General features: G+C 46.4%; 17 protein-coding genes and 1 pseudogene. 12 read left to right on the top strand and 6 right to left on the bottom strand.

Going from position 1 to position 19,036, the window contains the following annotated elements; translation table 11 throughout:
* Positions 1 to 50 precede the first annotated feature (50 nt).
* Positions 51 to 563: a methylated-DNA--[protein]-cysteine S-methyltransferase gene (locus tag C2740_RS00970; protein WP_215293554.1), complete on the top strand. Its 513-nt coding sequence runs from the start codon at positions 51 to 53 to the stop codon at positions 561 to 563.
* A 2-nt stretch (positions 564 to 565) separates the two neighbouring features.
* Here the strand turns inward: C2740_RS00970 and C2740_RS00975 are convergent, their stop codons facing one another.
* Positions 566 to 1,531 carry a squalene/phytoene synthase family protein gene (locus tag C2740_RS00975; protein WP_215293555.1) on the bottom strand — a complete coding sequence of 322 codons (966 nt, stop codon included), beginning with the start codon at positions 1,529 to 1,531 and terminating at the stop codon, positions 566 to 568.
* A gap of 122 nt (positions 1,532 to 1,653) precedes the next feature.
* On the opposite strand from C2740_RS00975, the gene C2740_RS00980 reads away from it, so the two are divergent.
* On the top strand, positions 1,654 to 3,069 hold the full coding sequence (locus C2740_RS00980; RefSeq protein WP_215293556.1) for a sodium:solute symporter family protein: 1,416 nt from the start codon (positions 1,654 to 1,656) through the stop codon (positions 3,067 to 3,069).
* A gap of 103 nt (positions 3,070 to 3,172) precedes the next feature.
* Positions 3,173 to 4,192, top strand: coding sequence for a 2-dehydropantoate 2-reductase (locus C2740_RS00985; protein WP_215293557.1), 1,020 nt, complete (start codon positions 3,173 to 3,175; stop codon positions 4,190 to 4,192).
* Between the two features lie 82 nt (positions 4,193 to 4,274).
* Here the strand turns inward: C2740_RS00985 and C2740_RS00990 are convergent, their stop codons facing one another.
* The gene (locus tag C2740_RS00990) at positions 4,275 to 5,042 is read right to left on the bottom strand and encodes a fumarylacetoacetate hydrolase family protein (protein WP_215293558.1); all 768 of its coding nucleotides are present in this window, start codon (positions 5,040 to 5,042) and stop codon (positions 4,275 to 4,277) included.
* 55 nt (positions 5,043 to 5,097) lie between these two features.
* On the opposite strand from C2740_RS00990, the gene C2740_RS00995 reads away from it, so the two are divergent.
* Positions 5,098 to 6,033, top strand: coding sequence for a reductase (locus C2740_RS00995; RefSeq protein WP_215293559.1), 936 nt, complete (start codon positions 5,098 to 5,100; stop codon positions 6,031 to 6,033).
* Positions 6,034 to 6,039: 6 nt separating this feature from the next.
* On the opposite strand, the gene C2740_RS01000 is transcribed toward C2740_RS00995, so the two are convergent.
* A complete protein-coding gene (locus C2740_RS01000; protein ID WP_215293560.1) occupies positions 6,040 to 7,044 on the bottom strand; it encodes a polyprenyl synthetase family protein in 1,005 nt (334 codons plus the stop codon).
* A 75-nt stretch (positions 7,045 to 7,119) separates the two neighbouring features.
* On the opposite strand from C2740_RS01000, the gene rplU reads away from it, so the two are divergent.
* The 4 genes and pseudogenes from rplU to proB form a co-directional block, all read left to right on the top strand.
* Positions 7,120 to 7,431 (top strand): 50S ribosomal protein L21, encoded by a 312-nt coding sequence (gene rplU, locus C2740_RS01005; RefSeq protein WP_011902040.1) that lies wholly within the window; start codon positions 7,120 to 7,122, stop codon positions 7,429 to 7,431.
* Between the two features lie 19 nt (positions 7,432 to 7,450).
* The gene (gene rpmA, locus C2740_RS01010; RefSeq protein ID WP_112202866.1) at positions 7,451 to 7,711 is read left to right on the top strand and encodes a 50S ribosomal protein L27; all 261 of its coding nucleotides are present in this window, start codon (positions 7,451 to 7,453) and stop codon (positions 7,709 to 7,711) included.
* Positions 7,712 to 7,798: 87 nt separating this feature from the next.
* A complete protein-coding gene (gene cgtA / locus C2740_RS01015) occupies positions 7,799 to 8,887 on the top strand; it encodes an Obg family GTPase CgtA (RefSeq protein WP_215293561.1) in 1,089 nt (362 codons plus the stop codon).
* Positions 8,888 to 8,913: 26 nt separating this feature from the next.
* Positions 8,914 to 9,684 (top strand): annotated as a pseudogene (gene proB, locus C2740_RS01020) (glutamate 5-kinase); the annotation flags it as partial.
* 17 nt (positions 9,685 to 9,701) lie between these two features.
* On the opposite strand, the gene C2740_RS01025 reads toward proB, so the two are convergent.
* Positions 9,702 to 10,271, bottom strand: coding sequence for a CNP1-like family protein (locus C2740_RS01025; RefSeq protein WP_215293563.1), 570 nt, complete (start codon positions 10,269 to 10,271; stop codon positions 9,702 to 9,704).
* A complete protein-coding gene (locus C2740_RS01030; protein WP_215293564.1) occupies positions 10,268 to 10,867 on the bottom strand; it encodes an RNA pyrophosphohydrolase in 600 nt (199 codons plus the stop codon). The genes C2740_RS01025 and C2740_RS01030 overlap by 4 nt, the downstream gene beginning before the upstream one ends.
* Before the next feature lie 48 nt (positions 10,868 to 10,915).
* On the opposite strand from C2740_RS01030, the gene C2740_RS01035 reads away from it, so the two are divergent.
* Positions 10,916 to 12,658 (top strand): proline--tRNA ligase, encoded by a 1,743-nt coding sequence (locus C2740_RS01035; protein WP_215293565.1) that lies wholly within the window; start codon positions 10,916 to 10,918, stop codon positions 12,656 to 12,658.
* Between the two features lie 23 nt (positions 12,659 to 12,681).
* On the opposite strand, the gene ffh is transcribed toward C2740_RS01035, so the two are convergent.
* The gene (ffh, locus tag C2740_RS01040; RefSeq protein ID WP_215293566.1) at positions 12,682 to 14,064 is read right to left on the bottom strand and encodes a signal recognition particle protein; all 1,383 of its coding nucleotides are present in this window, start codon (positions 14,062 to 14,064) and stop codon (positions 12,682 to 12,684) included.
* A 20-nt stretch (positions 14,065 to 14,084) separates the two neighbouring features.
* Here ffh and C2740_RS01045 point away from each other — a divergent pair, with 20 nt between their 5' ends.
* From C2740_RS01045 to C2740_RS01055, 3 genes are all read left to right on the top strand, one after another.
* A complete protein-coding gene (locus tag C2740_RS01045) occupies positions 14,085 to 14,933 on the top strand; it encodes an inner membrane protein YpjD (protein WP_215293567.1) in 849 nt (282 codons plus the stop codon).
* 3 nt (positions 14,934 to 14,936) lie between these two features.
* Positions 14,937 to 15,755: a 1,6-anhydro-N-acetylmuramyl-L-alanine amidase AmpD gene (ampD, locus tag C2740_RS01050; protein ID WP_256440744.1), complete on the top strand. Its 819-nt coding sequence runs from the start codon at positions 14,937 to 14,939 to the stop codon at positions 15,753 to 15,755.
* A 275-nt stretch (positions 15,756 to 16,030) separates the two neighbouring features.
* A complete protein-coding gene (locus C2740_RS01055) occupies positions 16,031 to 19,015 on the top strand; it encodes a ribonucleoside-diphosphate reductase subunit alpha (protein WP_215293568.1) in 2,985 nt (994 codons plus the stop codon).
* Positions 19,016 to 19,036: the final 21 nt, after the last annotated feature.

Genomic DNA, 19,036 nt, shown 5'->3' on the forward strand with positions numbered 1-19,036 from the left:
GAAGAAACCCGCGTCGTCTTTGGCGTTTAATTATGTGAGAATTGCTTTCTATGGCCCCAGTTAAAAAACAAGTTTCCTCAGATAGCGCGCAATACTGCGTGATTGCAGCCCCTTTTGGGCGCTTAGGCATTTGGACTGAAATGGTTGAGGGAAGTTTGATGTTGTCGGGGATTGAGTATCTACCGGCTTCTGCGACCTTAGTAAGCCCCCAAAATCAACTGGCAAAAGAGGCTGAAAAGCAGCTCAAGGCCTACTTTCAGAATCCACATCATGAGTTTGATTTGCCCATTAAGTCCTCAGGTACCGAGCATCAGCAAAAGGTCTGGAGAAATATTCAGACAATACCCGTTGGCAAAACAAAAACCTACGGTGAGATTGCTAGCAAGATTAAGAGTGGCCCGCGTGCAGTGGGGACAGCGTGTGGTGCAAATCCCTACCCATTAATAGCGCCCTGTCACCGGGTGGTTTCTGCACAAGGAATTGGTGGTTTCATGAAAGAAAATTCGCCGGGACTTTATCGTCAAATCAAGCTATGGCTTTTACAGCATGAAGGAGCGCTGTAAGTTCAGATAGTTTTTCTTAAAGCGCTAGACGAGATGTCAAAGAAAGTCCTCATTAGGGCATCACTTTTCACTGCGAATTGAGTAAAGGCATAAAAAGCAATCACGGTATTTCTGGAGAGCTTTACTTCCTCTTTGTTGCTAAATTCTTTCTGCTTTGCAATCTTTGAGAGTGTCATGACAGCTAAGCCAAAGGCTAAGAAACAAAAACGCCGCATTCCAAGCTCCTCTTTTGGAATCAAGAAAATGTACCTTAAGGAGTCTTGCAGCTTTTCATAGGAGATCTTTAAAAGTGCTTTTTGACTCATATCGGCTGGCTTCCAAGATACACCACGGGCGTGATCTTCAGGGGAGTCTTTAAGAATGTTGGTCATCTGCAAGGCTTGACCGAAGGCAATAGCGAGGTCCTCGTGGCCCTTGATACTCTTTGCAAATGCAGACGAGTGATTGCTAAAAATAGTCGTCAAGAGCTCTCCCACTACACCCGCAACCACATAGCAATATTTCTCAAACTCCGGCAAATCTTTTAGGCCCGCTTGAGTTTGTTTCCCGTGGAAATGGGACATGCCCTCTGACATGATGGAGACGCAGCGACTCACTGCTGCTTGATCATCCTTCGAGCAGGTATGCAAAATTCGTAAAACAGTTGGGGTATGGGCAATGAGGTCTAACTCATCTTGGTTACCGTAATGGTGGAGCGCTTCAAGGCAGGGCTTTACAAAAGATTCTACTGACCCTTTCTCAAGGACAGCATCTAAAAATAATTGAGAAAGTCTTTGCTTGGTCTCTGGGTTTAAATCGGCTGCATCTTCAATGGTGTCAACAATGCGGCAGAGCAGATAAGTGTTGCCCACTACTTTTTCAATGATGGGAGTTAAAAGTGGAATGGTTAAGGCAAAGGTGCGAGAGACTGAGCCCAAAATGGCTTTTTGATAAGCCAGGTCAGTGCTTGGGTTTTCGCTCAGGCTCATTTGGGGTGAATTCACCCTTGAATTATGTCAGAGTGGCATGCTCTAAATTGGTACTTATTCCCTTACTAACAAAAGTGACAAGGCCATATAATTTCACCAAATTCTTCAGGGAGAAATCGGGCGTGCTGATTTGGTTCGTCATCATTTACTGGGTTATATCTGTCGGCATTGGCTTGTGGGCTGCTCTACGTGTAAAAAATACGGCCGACTTTGCTGCTGCTGGCCATAGCCTTCCGCTTCCAATTGTTACAGCCACTGTATTTGCTACCTGGTTTGGCTCTGAGACTGTTCTAGGTATTCCAGCTACTTTTCTTAAAGAAGGTTTGGGCGGAGTGGTTTCTGATCCCTTTGGATCCTCCCTCTGTCTCATTTTGGTGGGCCTCTTTTTTGCACGCCATCTTTATAACCGTCGGATGCTGACGATTGGCGATTTCTTTCGCGAGAAATACGGACGTACTGTTGAAGTCCTGGTAACCCTTTGTATTGTGGTTTCTTATTTGGGCTGGGTGGCTGCTCAAATTAAAGCCTTGGGCCTAGTATTCAATGTGGTGTCTGAAGGAGCGATTTCTCAAACGGGCGGCATGATGATCGGTGCCGCTAGTGTGTTGATCTACACCTTATTTGGCGGTATGTGGTCTGTAGCGATTACGGATTTCATTCAGATGATCATTATTGTGATTGGTATGCTGTATATCGGCGGAGAAATGACCATGCAAACCGGTGGTATCGGGGTTGTGATTGAGCATGCGGCAGCTGCTGGTCAATTTAGCAACTTCTGGCCCGATATGAACCTTGCTTCCATCCTGGGGTTTGTTGCCGCTCTGTGCACCATGATGCTTGGATCCATTCCCCAGCAAGACGTTTTTCAGCGCATTACCTCTTCTAAGAATGTGAATATTGCTGTGCAGGCTGCAATCTTGGGCGGCGTTCTTTACTTTATTTTTGCTTTCGTACCAATGTATTTGGCTTATTCAGCAACCCTCATTAATCCGGACTTGGTTAAGGAGTATTTGGATACTGATCCGCAGATGATTTTGCCAAAGCTGATTCTGAATCATGCGCCGATCATTGCGCAGGTGATGTTCTTCGGCGCTTTACTCTCAGCGATTAAGAGCTGTGCGAGTGCAACCTTACTCGCACCTTCCGTAACTTTTGCGGAGAATATCGTTCGAGGATTTTTTAAGCACCTAACGGATCATGATTTGCTAAAAATCATGCGCATCACTGTTTTATGTTTTGCAGTGGTGGTCACTTTCTTTGCTGTAAATTCTGAGCTCTCTATTTTTAAGATGGTTGAGAGTGCCTACAAGGTAACTTTGGTGGCAGCATTTGTCCCGCTGGCGTTTGGGGTGTATTGGCCCAGAGCTAACTCTTTGGGCGGCTTACTGGCAGTGATCTGCGGCCTGACGATTTGGATTAGTTGCGAAATTCTGGCTCCAAATAGTATTTTGCCGCCTCAGTTGGCAGGTTTATTTGCCAGTCTTGCAGGCATGATCTTGGGTAGCTTAGTGCCCAAAGATCTACTTAAAGCAGTTTAAGGCTTATTTCGCCTAAAAATTAGGCAATATAAATTGTTGCACTGCAAAATATTCTCCTCTAATATGACATTAATTCAAAAATTATTGTTCTTATGGAGTTCCTATGAAAATCTGTGTAATTGGTGGAGGTGGCGCCATTGGTGGCTATCTCGCTGTCATGTTGGCGCGAGCGGGTAATGAAGTAACGGTCGTGGCGCGTGGTGCAACTCTAGCTGCTATTAAAGAACGTGGTTTGGCGTTGATTATGAATGACCAGCCAGAACCTTTAGTTGCTGAAGTCAAAGCAGTCGAAAAAATTACAGATGCTGAAACACCGGATGTAGTCATTTTGGCTGTAAAAGCACATCAAGTTGAACCAATCATTGATGACTTAGCTGCCATTATGGGGCCAGAGACTATTTTGATTCCAATGCAAAATGGTATTCCATGGTGGTATTTCCAAAAGCTTGGCGGGGAGTATCAAGATCATTCAGTTGAAACTGTTGATGCTGGCGGCGTTGCGAAGAAGGCAATTAATCCAAATAACATTATTGGTTGCGTTGTATATCCAGCAACCTTTACCCAAGCCCCTGGAGTGATTCGTCACGTTGAGGGCAATCGTTTTCCATTGGGTGAGTTAGATGGCAAATCTACCGAGCGCATCCTGAAGGTGTCAGAGATGATGGGTGCGGCTGGGTTTAAATCACCAATCCTTGATGACATTCGCTCTGAGATCTGGCTCAAGCTTTGGGGCAACATGACTTTCAACCCAATCAGCTCTTTAACTCATGGAACCTTGGAAGGCATTTGCCAATACCCATTGACTAAAGAGTTAGCGCGCAACATGATGGCAGAAGCGCAAACCATTGCAGAAAAGCTTGGCGTTACTTTTCGGGTTGATATTGAGCGTCGCATTGCTGGCGCTGAAAAAGTCGGCAAGCACAAGACTTCAATGTTGCAGGACTTGGAGGCCGGTCGTAGCTTAGAGATCGATGCGCTCTTGGGCTCAGTAATTGAGCTTGGCAAGATTACTCAAACACCTACACCTTGTTTGAATACCGTCTTTGCTTTGACAAAGTATTTAGATGAAAACGTGCAGGCTTCTAAAGGGAGCTTGGCATTGCCATCGGTATCTGGCTACTAGGCTTAAAACTAAACCAGTTTTTTAGTATTAAAAAATCCTTGCTACTCAGCATAGCAAGGATTTTTGTTGTGTAGCAGCCAATTTATTCGAAGCGATTATCTAATTGGCCAACGCCCTCAATCATGATGCTGACATTGCTGCCAGGTTTCATTGAGCCAACGCCCACTGAAGTTCCACAGGCAATGATGTCGCCCGGCTCTAAAGGGATATCTTGTGAAATGAGGCTTACCAATTTTGCTGGCGGGAAAATCATATCCGCTACTGGATAGTTTTGGCGCTCTTGATCATTGAGAATGGTTTTAATGGTCAATTTACTTGGGTCAACATCAGTGGTGATGTAGGGGCCAAAGACGCCGAAGGTATTAAAGCTCTTGGAGCGAGTCCACTGTGCGTAGCCAGGGTCGCGATTGAGAATTTCAATGGCAGTGACATCGTTAATGCAGGTATATCCAAAGATGGCTTTCGCTGCTTCAGATTCATCTGCTTCATGGATTCGTTGGCCAATCACGATGCCAAGTTCCCCCTCATAAACGACTTTTCCTGAATAGGACTTGGGTGTGCGAATGACTTGGTTCGCTGCCAGGAAAGAATTGTTCCCCTTTAGAAAGTACAAAGGCTCAGCAGGTATAGCGTGTTCTAGCTTGGCAACGAGAGCGTGAAAGTTGTCGACCATTGCAACCATCTTGGATGGGGTGCATGGTATGTCAATGACGACATCTGCTAATTGAAGTGTTTCGCCAGTAGGTTTTGGATTCTGAAATAAGTCTCCTGAGTACACCGCGATTTGGTCGCCTTGCACTTGTCCTAAGCCACTTTTACCTTGGTGCTGAAATCTAAGCCACTGAGCCATAATGAGTTCCTGAGAAGTAAATATTTGATAAGCAATATCTTACAGGGACGTATTGATGTCGAAGACTTCTGAACTCGCATTTGCTCCAGAAATGGATCAGCCCATTCGCTATATCGAGCGGACTCGAAGCTATTACCTCGGTTTAGGTTATGAGAACCCTTATGTTTGGGCGCATTACATCGATGTGCCATTTTCCCCGCTCAAGAAACCACTCAATCAATCAGTCTTGGGGCTGATTACGACGGCAGTGCCCTTTGATGCTGATAAAGGTCCGCAGGGTCAGGGCGCTTCTTATAATGCTGCTGCAAAGTTCTATCAGCCATATCAAAAACCAATCAACCCTGATATCGATTTAAGAATTGCTCACGTAGGCATTGATCGTAAAAATGCCAATATGGAAGATAGCAATTGTTGGCTTCCCTTAGAGGTCGCTAAGCAAGCAGCTCAGTCCGGAAGGGTGAAGACTCTATCGTCGAACTTGTATGGTTTGCCAACCAATCGAAGTCAGCGTCATACTTTGGAAATAGATGCGCCTCTCATTTTGGAAATGCTGCGTATTGACAAAGTTGATGTTGCGGTATTAATTCCAAATTGCCCGATATGTCATCAGAGCCAAAGTTTGTTGGCGCGATATCTAGAGATAAACGGTATTTCTACAGTCATCATGGGAGCTGCAAAAGATATTGTTGAGTATTGCGGTGTGCCGAGATTTTTATTTAGCGATTTTCCATTGGGAAATGCAGCAGCAAAGCCAAATGATCCAAGTTCTCGTGAGCTCAATTTTGAATTAGCGCTAAGCCTTTTAGAAAACGCTCCTGCGCCACGCACGACATTACAGTCACCACTAATTTGGTCTTCTAACCCCTCTTGGAAGTTCGATTACTCGAATCTAGAAAAGCTATCTCCTGGAGAGATTGCGCGCTTAAGTGCAGAGGCGGAACAGGCGCGCATTACTGCGCGTGAACTCAGAGTGAACAGCGTGGGAGCTTAATAGGTTTTAAGTTTGGCGCGACAGAGAGTATTCGCACAAGGCATGCAATGCTGATGAAGCCTCGTTAGCTGGAAAGTCTTGAATGCAGGCCAGAGCTAAATCTGCTTCACGTTTGGCGGCAGCCTGGGTGTAATCCAATGCGCCAGAAGTTTGCACGGCTCTTAAGATTTGTGCGAATACGTCATCTGGTAAATCTTGATTTTGTTCAATGGCGGCACGAACTAGAAGACGTTCTTCATTGCTGCCATTTTCTAATAAGTAGATGAGCGGTAGCGTCGGTTTACCTTCACGTAAATCATCGCCAGCGTTCTTGCCCATCTGCTCAGCATTGGCCGTGTAATCCAATAAATCATCCATGAGTTGAAATGCGGTGCCAATGTGACGACCAAACGCGGCAGCTTGCTCGCGCCGAACGTCAGATCCATTTGCCAAAATTGCGCCCAGCTCGGTTGACGCTTCAAATAGTTTGGCAGTCTTGTAGCGAATAACTTGCAAATAGCTTGCTTCATCCACTTCAGGATCGTTCATATTTAAGAGCTGCAGCACTTCACCTTCGGCAATCGTATTGGTGGCGTCTGACAGAATTTGCATGACTCGCAGGTCATTTGGAGCAACCATCATTTGAAATGCCCGGGAATACAGAAAATCACCCACTAAAACGCTGGCTGCATTCCCAAAAGCCGCATTTGCGGTTTCTCGGCCTCTTCTGAGGGTGGATTCATCGACCACATCGTCGTGGAGGAGGGTGGCGGTATGGATAAATTCCACTACAGCGGCCATTTCTAGGGTGTGCGCGGTCTCTTTCCCGTCAGCTAGAGCTTTAGCTACTAGCATTAATAGGGCTGGTCTGACCCGTTTTCCACCAGCTTGGATGATGTATGTGGAGATTTGGTCAATTAAGGCTACTTTTGAGGCTAAACGATGGCGAATCACTCCATCTAAGGCCTTGAAATCTAAGGCAATTGGGGCCAGGATTTGGCTTAAGTCATTGATTTTGACAGTGCTCGACATGCAAGATATAATAATGGGCTTAGCTTATCCAGGGTGGATTGGCTTAAATGTAAATATTAATTGAGGTTTCAAACCATGTACGCGGTCATAAAAACCGGTGGCAAACAGTATAAAGTTGCTGCAGGCGAAAAATTGAAAATAGAACAGATACCAGCGGAAATCGGCAGCGAAATCACTCTTGACCAAGTCCTCGCCGTTGGCGAAGGCGCTTCACTGAAATTAGGTGATCCATTGGTTAATGGTGCAGCTGTGATGGCCACTGTCGTCTCCCAGGGACGTCACGATAAAGTGACAATCTTTAAGATGCGCCGTCGCAAGCATTACCAAAAGCACCAAGGCCATCGTCAGAATTTCACTGAAATTTTGATCAACACGATTAAAGCCTAATTCAGGGTAGGAGAAAGATATGGCACAGAAAAAAGGCGGCGGCTCAACACGAAATGGCCGCGACTCAGAATCGAAACGCTTAGGCGTTAAGGTATTTGGCGGCGAGCAGATTAATGCTGGCAGCATCATCATTCGTCAACGTGGCACTAAGGTTCATCCTGGTGTAAACGTTGGTATTGGTAAAGATCACACTTTGTTTGCCTTAATTGACGGCCAAGTGGAATTCGGCGTTAAGGGTGCTTTGAAGAAGGCCCAAGTTTCAGTCTTGCCTCGTTCATAAGGCGCCTGACTGAGACTCGTTTGATTCAGATTTATTCCGAATTTAACTCTTAGGAACAGGCCTCGCTAAGCGAGGCCTTTTTTATTCATGAAATTTATAGACGAAGCGCGTATTGAAGTCATAGCCGGCCAAGGTGGTGCCGGGAGTGCCTCTATGCGCCGTGAAAAGTTCATTGAATTTGGCGGGCCTGACGGCGGTGATGGCGGCAAAGGTGGAAGTGTATGGGCCGTTGCTGATCGCAATATCAATACTCTAATTGATTACCGTTACGCTAAAACACACACTGCAAAAAATGGTGAACCTGGTCGTGGTGCTGATTGCTATGGTCGCGCAGGCGACGATATCGAATTACGTATGCCGGTTGGTACGATCATTGCTGATTACGAAACGGGTGAGCCGATTGCTGACTTAACAACCCATGGTGAGCGCCTATGTCTTGCGCAAGGGGGCGTAGGCGGTTGGGGAAATATTCACTTTAAGAGCAGTACCAATAGAGCGCCACGTCAGAAAACGAATGGCAAGCCAGGTGAGCGTCGTAAATTGAAATTGGAACTCAAAGTGTTGGCTGATGTTGGTTTGCTCGGCATGCCTAACGCTGGTAAATCTACTTTGATTACAGCTGTTTCAAATGCGCGACCAAAGATTGCCGACTATCCATTTACAACTCTGCATCCTAATTTAGGTGTGGTTCGTGTGGGTAATGAGCGCAGCTTTGTGATTGCGGATATTCCGGGTTTGATTGAGGGTGCTGCTGAAGGTGCTGGCTTAGGCCATCGTTTCTTGCGACATCTACAACGTACAGGCGTGCTATTGCATTTGGTTGATATTGCACCTTTTGATGAGAATGTCGACCCTGTGGCGGATGCAAACGCGATTGTGAATGAGCTGCGCAAGTACGATGAGGCTTTAGTTGAGAAGCCACGTTGGCTAGTGCTCAATAAAGTGGATATGATTCCTGAAGAGGATCGTAAAAAGGTTGTTGCAGACTTTGTGAAAAAGTTTAAGTGGAAAGGCCCCATGTTTGAGATCTCCGCTTTAACTGGACTTGGCTGCGATAAGCTTTGTTATGCCCTGCAAGATTATTTGGATTCTGTGCGTCGTGATCGTGATGAGCAAGACGAGCGCGCCCAAGATCCTCGCTACAAAGATCAGTTAGAAGATAAAAAACCCGATTAAAGTATTCATTCAGATTCTTATTTGTTATGAACGCCAAAGAAACTAAACGTATCGTTGTTAAAGTAGGCTCTAGCCTTGTCACCAATAATGGTGAGGGTTTGGATCATGCTGCGATTGGGATGTGGGCTGAGCAAATGGCTGCTTTATTAAAGACTGGTCATGAAGTGTTGATGGTGAGCTCAGGGGCTATCGCTGAGGGAATGCAGCGTTTAGGATGGACCAAGCGCCCACAGGAAATTCATCAACTTCAGGCTGCTGCTGCAGTTGGCCAAATGGGCTTAGTCCAGGTTTATGAAAGTTGTTTTGCGCGTTTTAACTTACGCAGCGCACAGATTTTGTTGACTAATGCTGACTTGGCAGATCCAGAGCGTCATGCGAATGCTAAGGCAACCTTAGACACCTTGTTAAAGCTGGGTGTCGTTCCGATCATCAATGAAAACGATACTGTAGTTACTGATGAAATTAAGTTCGGCGATAACGATAGTCTCGCTGCCTTAGTCAGTAATTTAATTCATGCCGATTTGCTAGTGATCTTGACTGATCAAGGTGGTTTATATACTGCTGATCCTCGTCAGAACGCTGACGCTACCTTGCTAACACATGCTATTGCAGGTGATCCTGCTTTGGAGAAAATGGCTGGTGGCGCCGCAAGTGAATTGAGCAAGGGCGGCATGTTAACTAAAGTACTGGCTGCAAAAATTGCCGCTCAAACTGATACATCGACTGTGATTGCGTCTGGTCGTGAGCCCAATGTACTTACTCGCCTCTTAGCCGGCGAGAAAATTGGCACGCATTTATCTTCCACTGAAAATAGCTAGTTCGCTATCACTCCAAATGAGTTGCTGGGCTGAGTCCCGCCGGTAAAATTGCTTGGATTTAAGGCCTTCAGAATCGCATTCATGCTCTTCTCTTGGGTGGTGAAGTTACAAAAAGCACCTTGTGCCAGAGCTGCCTGATAGCGATTCGGCACTTTGCTTTGAATTGTTTGCCAAGTGGATAAGGGATTTTCTTTCCAGATTCCATTCTCAAGCGTTCCGTATAGGCGCCACTGAAATGAGTCACAGCGAATACCTTCGTATTGGGCCTGCTGCTCACCGCTTGGATTACTCACTACTACGATATAGCGTGTAACCCCATCTTTACCGATCAAGATGGAGTCAGTATCTATGGCGAATTTAAATACTGAGCGTTCAGAAACATAAAAGGACTGTAGAGTAGATTTATTCGGAGGGTTCAAAGGCATTGTGGTTGTGCCCTCCTTAAATACCATGGGCGCAAATGGATCTAAACCACTTTCTAGTGGGTCACCTGCGCAAGCTAGCAAGCTTGCGCTGATAGTAATGCTAATCGCATAGGCGCTTATTTTGCGGAATGTAGCATTCATTTTTCATTATCCGATTTAGTAGATGTATTGTTTTGATCGTCGTCGCCGGCGTAAAAAGATTGAATTAGATCTAGCGGGGTCCCCCAGGCTAGTTGTTGTAGGCGTAACCCTCTGGAAAGATAGCGGGCGAGTTCTGAAAGGGCTAACTCATAAACCTCGCGTTTGAAGTCAATGACAGCATCTAACTGAATCCAGAAGGGAACCCATCGCCAGGCATCAAACTCTGGGTGATCTGAGGCGCGTAGCTGAATATCGCTATCTAAGCCTACTAAGCGCAAGAGAAACCAAATCTGTTTTTGACCGCGGTAAGCGTTACGGTGAACGCGCGTGGCATGTTGACGGCGCAAGTATTCCTCGGGGACGTCATAACGAAGCCAATCCCTAGTCCGTCCAATAATTTGGACATGTTCTGGTAGCAAGCCAACTTCCTCATGCAATTCGCGGTACATTGCCTGTTCAGGGCTTTCACCATGCTGAATCCCACCCTGTGGGAACTGCCACGAATGCTGCCCAACGCGTTTTCCCCAGAAAACCTCGTTACGGCTATTAAGGAGGACAATGCCGACATTGGGGCGATACCCTTCACGGTCAAGCATGATCGTGCCTCAAATCCTTTAAAATCAATGATTTGATTATATCTATACATGAAAGCATCGCAATCATTTCTCGCCACCCTAAAAGAAGCGCCCTCTGACGCTGAAGTGGTTTCGCACAAGCTGATGGTGCGAGCAGGTTTAATTCGCAAGCTCAGCGCAGGCATTTATAACTATTTGCCGCTCGGTTTGAAGGTGATTCGCAAGGTCGAAAACATCATTCGCGAAGAAATGAATCGTGCTGGCGCGATTGAATTACTCATGCCAATGATCCAGCCCGCAGAATTATGGCAAGAGACGGGTCGTTGGGAAAAAATGGGCCCTGAATTACTGCGCATTAAAGATCGTCATGATAGAGATTTCTTAATTCAGCCAACCTCTGAAGAGGTGATTACTGATTTAGCTCGCAATGAGATTAAGAGTTACAAACAGTTGCCAATTAATTTCTATCAGATCCAAACAAAATTCCGTGATGAGCGCCGCCCGCGTTTTGGCATTATGCGTGGTCGTGAGTTCAGCATGAAAGATGCTTACTCATTTGATCGCGATACCGAAGGATTGAAAAAGTCTTATCAAATTATGTTTGATGCTTACACCCGTATCTTTCAGCGTATGGGTTTGAAGTTCCGCGCGGTCACCGCCGATAATGGCGCAATTGGTGGATCTGGTAGCCAAGAGTTTCATGTGATTGCTGATACGGGTGAAGATGCCATTGTGTATTGCCCTAACTCTGACTACGCAGCAAATTTAGAGGCTGCCGAATCTCTAGCATTGACAGCAATAAGAGATGCAGCAAGTGCCGCAATAGCTAAAGTTTCTACGCCTAATAAGAGTACTTGTGCTGATGTCGCCCAGTTTCTCAATCTGCCATTACAAAAGACGGTAAAGACTTTATTGTTTGCAGCAGATCAAGAAAAAGGCCCTGTCAAACTCTTTATGCTTTTGGTGCGCGGCGACCACGAACTCAATGAAGTCAAAGCCAGCAAGATTCCTGGCATGGCTGAGTCACGTTTTGCTACTGAAGTAGAAATCAAACAAGCATGCAATGCGCCTGCAGGCTATTTAGGCCCTGTTGGCGTGAGTGCTGATGTCACCGTAGTGGCAGATCGCACGGTTGCCAATATGTCTGATTTTGTTTGTGGCGCCAATGATGCTGGCTACCATTTAACTGGTGTGAATTGGGGGCGTGATTTACCAGAGCCTTTAGTGTTGGATATTCGTAATGCAGTGATTGGCGATCCTTCTCCAGATGGCAAAGGTGTAGTGGATATTTGCCGTGGTATCGAGGTTGGTCACGTATTCCAATTGGGCACACGTTACTCAGAAGCAATGGGCTGCACCTATCTCGATCAACAAGGCAAGGCACAGCCGATGGTGATGGGTTGTTATGGCATTGGTGTAACTCGCCTGCTTGGCGCAGCAATTGAACAGGGGCACGATGAGAAGGGCATTATTTGGCCCATTTCCATGGCACCATTTGAAGTAGTGATTTGCCCAATGGGTTATGACAAGTCAGAAGCAGTGAAGGCTGTATGTGATCAACTGTATGATGAATTGCGCGCTGCTGGTGTCGATGTGATTCTGGATGATCGCAATGAGCGTCCAGGTGCGATGTTTGCAGATTGGGAGCTCATTGGTGCACCGTTCCGCGTTGTGGTTGGTGATCGCGGCTTAGCCAATGCTGAAGTGGAATTTAAAGGGCGCATTGATGCTGAGTCTCAAAATATTCCGCTAGCGGATATCAAAGCAGTAGTCATCGCTGCCGTTCAAACTGCGAAGAACTTAATTCAATAATTTTTTCGTAGCACTGAATTAGTTTATTTTTTAAAGAGCCCGCCAATACCTTTGGCGGCTCCCTTTGCGGCCATACTTGCCATGGTGCGAGCCATCTTCCCACCCTTAAATTGTTTCATCATGGTTTGCATTTGCTCAAACTGAGCAAGTAGGCGATTCACTTCTTGTACTTCTACACCGGCACCTGCCGCAATACGTCGCTTGCGACTGGCTTTGAGTAGCTCTGGTTTGCTACGTTCACGTGGCGTCATACTGTCGATAATGCCGCGCATACGGGTTGTTTGTTTGTCGGCATTACTAAGATTTGTTTTGGAAGCTGCTTGAGTAACCTGGCTGGGTAATTTATCCATCAAGCTTGCCATGCCACCCATTTTTTGCATTTGCATGAGTTGATCGCGAAAGTCTCCTAGATCAAATCCACCTTTAGAGATCTTGCTTGCTAACTTTTCAGCTTTAGCAACATCAACATGCTGCTGCGCTTGTTCCACCAAGGCCAGAATGTCGCCCATACCCAAAATACGATTGGCCATGCGCTCGGCATCAAAGGCCTCAAGACCATCCATTTTTTCAGCTACGCCAATAAATTTGAGTGGCACGCCAGTCACTTGACGCACTGAAAGGGCGGCACCACCGCGTGAGTCGCCGTCTAGCTTGGTAAGAATCACGCCAGTCAGTGGTAGCGCTTCATGGAAGGCTTTAGCAGTATTAACAGCATCTTGACCGAGCATGGCGTCCACTACAAACAAGGTTTCGATTGGATTCAGGCTTGCATGCAACGTTTTAATTTCTTGCATGAGTGCTTCGTCAATGCCTAAGCGACCTGCGGTATCGACTAAGACCACATCAAAATAATGACGGCGTGCCCAATCAAAAGCTGCGAGAGCAATGTCGTTTGGTTTTTGATTGACATTGCTTGGGAAAAATTCCGCACCAACCTGCTTGGTAACCGTTTCAAGTTGTTCGATGGCGGCTGGCCGATAGACGTCGCAAGAAACTGTAAGAACTTTCTTCTTTTTCTTTTCTTGGAGCCACTTAGCTAGCTTGCCAACAGAGGTTGTTTTGCCTGCGCCCTGCAACCCCGCCATCAAAATCACTGCTGGAGGCTGGGTGGCTAAATTGAGTTCGCCACTTTGACTGGTGTCGCCCATCATGACTTGGGCGAGTTCATGCTGTACTACGCCAACTAAAGCTTGTCCTGGACTAAGGCTGCCAACCACTTCTTCGCCAAGGGCTTTAAATTTAATTTGCTCGAGCAAAGACTTGACTACTGGGAGCGCTACGTCAGCCTCCAATAGGGCCAGGCGGATCTCCCGCAGCATTTCTGCGGTGTTGGCTTCAGTTAGGCGGGCTTGCCCCCGCATTGTTTTAACAACGCGGGATAAGCGGTCGGTAAGGTTCTCTAGCATTTATGGATTAGACTTTCTAGATGGATATTTTAGGTTACTCAAGTTCGGGATGGCTCCCATCTGTGCTTTACTTGCTCCTTTTGCTGATTTTGGGCTCGAGAGCTAGAGGCAGCATAGAGTCGCCTTTATTTTCTGGGCTTGTGCAGGCGGGTATTTTCTTGGTTTTGCTGGTTCATGCCATTGAACTTCATGACTCAGTCTTTACTTCCCAAGGATTTGTTTTTGGGTTTGCCCAGGACCTATCACTGATTGCCTGGGTTGGCCTTGCTTTTTACTGGTTCCAGTCTTGGTTTTTGCCAATCTCCAGTTTGCGCTGGATGGCTTTGTTATTTGCCCTTGTTTGTACTATGTTGCCCAATTTATTCCCTGGGACATTAATTTCACCTAAAGCAGTATCGGACCCTTGGTTCAAAGGTCACTTCATAGTGGCAACGATTTCTGTAGGCTTGCTCAGTTTGGCTGCGATGCATGCCATGTTAATGAGTGTTCAGGACCGAGCACTACATCGCCAGTTAGCTATTGTTCCCAATAGCCGTCTTGCTCACTGGTTGGAGGAGTTACCTCCATTGATGACAATGGAAAGCCTATTATTTAATTTGCTCTACGTTGGCTTTGCCCTGTTAAGCCTGACAGTGTTTTCAGGCCTGCTATTTTCTCAAGCCTTATTTGGCAAGCCTTTTGTTTTTGATCACAAAACTATTTTTGCGCTGATTTCTTGGTTCTTGTTTGCAGGTTTACTCATTGCGCGTTGGAGGGTTGGATTGCGCGGCAGGGCTGCGATTCGTTGGGTATTGAGCGCATACACCGCTTTGCTTCTCGCTTATGTCGGTAGCCGTTTTGTGTTGGAAGTGATTCTTCAGAGAGTATGACCTTTGATTAAGTGGCTTTTACTACTTGCCGGAGCGGGCCTCTTCTATTTGTGGCTTAAGGGAAAAAAGCAAGCCAAATTTGATCGGGAGCAATCAAGCAGCCCCAGGACTGGTAATGATCAGACGCTCACTGAGCCCAAGACAATGATTCAATGCCAGCATTGCAAAGTACATCTACCGCAATCTGATGCAATTCTTCATGATGGCCGGTTTTATTGTTCAAAACAGCATCTTGATGTATTGGATCCTCATGGCTGGGTTGGCGTCGCCAGTAGACATGTTTCCCCAAATAAGGACCCAAGGCCAGAAGGAGTGGCTCCTGAGTTACTGGTAATTCATCACATTAGTCTGCCGCCTGGCGAATTTCAAAGTCGTGCATCTAATCAACACATCATCAACTTTTTCCAAAACACATTAGATCCAAACGCACATCCCTATTTTGCAGAGATTGCCGAACAAAAAGTCTCAAGTCATTTTCTAATTACGCGATCTGGCGAGCTGATTCAGTTTGTTTCTGCTGGGGAGAGGGCGTGGCACGCTGGCGCATCCTCCTTCATGGGTAGAGAAAGATGTAATGATTTTTCGATTGGCGTTGAGTTGGAGGGTGATGGAGAGACGCCATTTGAAGATGCTCAATACACAGCATTAGCAGGACTTGTGCAGAAATTGCTACGGACTTATCCAAATTTGCAATTTGCAGGACATAGCGACATTTCCCCGGGGCGAAAAACAGATCCTGGAAAATATTTTGATTGGGGAAAGTTCCAAAAAGAGACAGGTATTTCGGAAGAAAAAATACCGTATGGCGTAGTTTCTCGTTAGTTCAAATCTTTGTATGTGAGCATACGCTCACTTTTTTAGCCTTTAGCTAAAAAGGGCTAAAAATTCCGCACCAAAATGACCCCTAAATTATTGTAAAACTTAGTAAAAATACTAATAAGCAATAGTCAGAAAAAGCTTACCAAAGACTAAATATTTCCCTATACTTAGTATCAAATGCACTTCGAGACACTAGATGTAGTGTTTGAATGTAGCAATACCCCATTGTTTTTTAACGGTATTTTGTCCAAATCACCATATATAGACGCAGGAATAACATGACATACGCAAATCCACAGACAGCAGGCCAAACACCTGGAGCAAATAACCCAGGAATCAGTCCTGCGGGGGCAATTAATCAGACCCCTTCTGCCGGTTTTGTGGCGGGTGGTGTTGGCGGCAGCCAGGCAACCCAGTTGTCTGACTACAAGATTATTCGCCGCAATGGTTCTGTTGTTGCATTTGAGCCATCTAAGATTGCGATTGCTGTAACTAAGGCATTTTTAGCAGTGAATGGTGGCCAAGGAGCGGCATCTGCACGTGTGCGCGAGCAAGTCGAGCAACTAACACATTCAGTGGTGCGTGCTTTATTGCGTAGTCGCCCAAATGGTGGCACTTTCCACATTGAAGATATTCAAGACCAGGTTGAATTGGCTTTAATGCGCAGTGGTGAGCACAACGTTGCTCGTGCCTATGTTCTTTACCGCGAAAAGCGCAACCAAGAGCGTGCTGCTCAGCAAGTAGCCTCGCAAGATACTCAAGTGGCCAATCAAGCCGGTGAGTCTGGCATCAAGGTTACCGATAACGGCGTCGAGAAGTGGCTTGACATGGCTGCTTTGCGCACTGTGATTGAGGCAGCTTGCGAAGGTTTGGGTAATCAGATTGATGCTACACCAATCATTACTGAAACCATTAAGAATTTGTACGACGGCGTACCAATGGCGCAAGTGTATGACTCTGCCATCTTGGCATCCCGTACCTTGATCGAGAAGGATCCTGCATATAGTCAGGTGACAGCTCGTATCTTGATGCACGTGATCCGTAAAGAGATTTTTGGTAAAGAGGTATTGCAAGGCGATACACAGACTGAATACGGCACTTACTTTGCCAAGTACATCAATGAAGGTATTTCTGCGGAGTTGTTAGACCCACGTATGCGTGAGTTTGACTTACCGCGCTTGGCTGCAGCCTTAAACGCGAGCCGCGACTTGCAGTTCAACTACCTCGGTTTGCAAACGTTGTATGACCGTTATTTCTTGCATATTGAAGAGCGTCGCATTGAAATGCCGCAGGCTTTCTTTATGCGAGTGGCGATGGGCTTGGCTTTAAATGAGATGGACCGTGAGCGCCGTGCGATTGAGTTCTATGAAATCCTCTCTACATTTGATTTCATGTCTAGCACACCAACTCTATTTAATTCAGCAACAACTCGCCCACAGCTTTCTAGCTGCTACTTGACAACGGTCGAAGATGATCTCGATGGCATTTACGAAGCCTTGAAAGAAAATGCTCTGTTATCCAAGTTCGCTGGTGGCTTGGGCAATGACTGGACTAACGTCCGCGCCCTAGGTAGCCATATCAAAGGTACTAACGGTAAATCACAAGGCGTTGTGCCATTCTTGAAGGTAGTTAATGACACTGCGGTAGCTGTTAACCAAGGCGGAAAGCGTAAGGGTGCAGTTTGTGCCTACTTGGAAACATGGCATCTAGATGTTGAAGAGTTCTTAGAGTTGCGCAAGAACACTGGTGACGACCGTCGCCGTACGCATGATATGAATACCTCTAACTGGATTCCTGACTTGTTCATGAAGCGTGTTATGGAAAACGGCGATTGGACTCTGTTCTCCCCATCCAACACTCCTGACTTGCATGACAAGTACGGCAAAGCATTTGAAGAGGCTTATGTTGCCTATGAACAAAAAGCTGACCGTGGCGAGTTAAAACCATTCCGCAGAATTCCGGCGCAACAGTTATGGCGCAAGATGCTGGGTATGCTGTTTGAAACAGGCCACCCATGGATTACTTTCAAAGATCCTTGCAATATTCGTAGCCCACAGCAGCACGTTGGCGTGGTTCACTCGTCCAACCTGTGTACTGAAATTACCCTCAACACTAATGAGGAAGAGATTGCTGTTTGTAACTTGGGTTCCGTGAACTTGACAGCACACATGACGACTGACGCTAACGGCAAGATGATTTTGGACCATGAGAAGCTTCAGAAGACTGTTCGTACTGCTATGCGCATGCTGGACAACGTGATTGATATTAACTATTACGCAGTTGCTAAGGCCCGTAATTCCAATTTGAAGCATCGTCCCGTTGGCATGGGCATTATGGGCTTCCAGGATTGCTTGCATATGCAGCGAATTCCTTACGCTAGCGATGAGGCGGTAAAGTTCGCCGACTCCTCTATGGAAGCGGTTTGCTACTACGCATATCAGGCTTCATGCGAATTGGCTGAAGAGCGTGGCGTTTATAGTACCTATAAAGGTTCCTTGTGGGATCGTGGCATCCTTCCGCAAGACTCAGTAGCGCTATTAGCGCAAGAGCGTGGCGGCTATGTTGAGGTAGATAACTCCTCAACCATGGATTGGAGCGGTTTGCGTGCACGCATCAAACAGCACGGAATGCGCAACTCTAATTGCGTAGCGATTGCACCAACAGCAACGATTTCAAACATCATTGGCGTTTCCGCCTGTATCGAACCTACTTTCCAAAATTTGTTCGTGAAATCGAATCTTTCTGGTGAGTTCACCGTGGTAAACGAGTACTTGGTGCGTGATTTGAAGGATCGCGGCCTTTGGGATGAAGTCATGATTGCTGATTTGAAGTACTTTGACGGTACTCTATCTAAGATTGATCGTATTCCACAAGACTTGCGTGATTTATATGCGACCGCCTTTGAAGTGGAGCCAAGCTGGTTGGTTGAAGCTGCCTCTCGTCGTCAGAAGTGGATTGACCAGGCTCAGTCATTGAATATCTATATGGGCGGCGCATCTGGTAAGAAATTGGATGACACCTACAAGTTGGCATGGTTGCGCGGCCTGAAGACAACGTATTACCTCCGCACTATGGCTGCAACTCACGTTGAGAAATCAACTGTTGCTAGCGGTCAATTGAACTCAGTTTCAAGTGGCGGCGGCGTAAACGGTACAGATGCAGCTGCGGCAGCAGGTGCTGGTGGTGCGGTTGAGGCAGACGGTCCAGTTTGTACTATGCGCCCTGGCGACGCCGGCTTTGAAGAATGTGAAGCATGCCAATAAGCAATTTGCTTATTGGTCAGA

It is taken from the genome of Polynucleobacter sp. MG-5-Ahmo-C2 (assembly GCF_018687735.1).
In the GTDB taxonomy this organism is placed as follows: Bacteria; Pseudomonadota; Gammaproteobacteria; order Burkholderiales; family Burkholderiaceae; genus Polynucleobacter.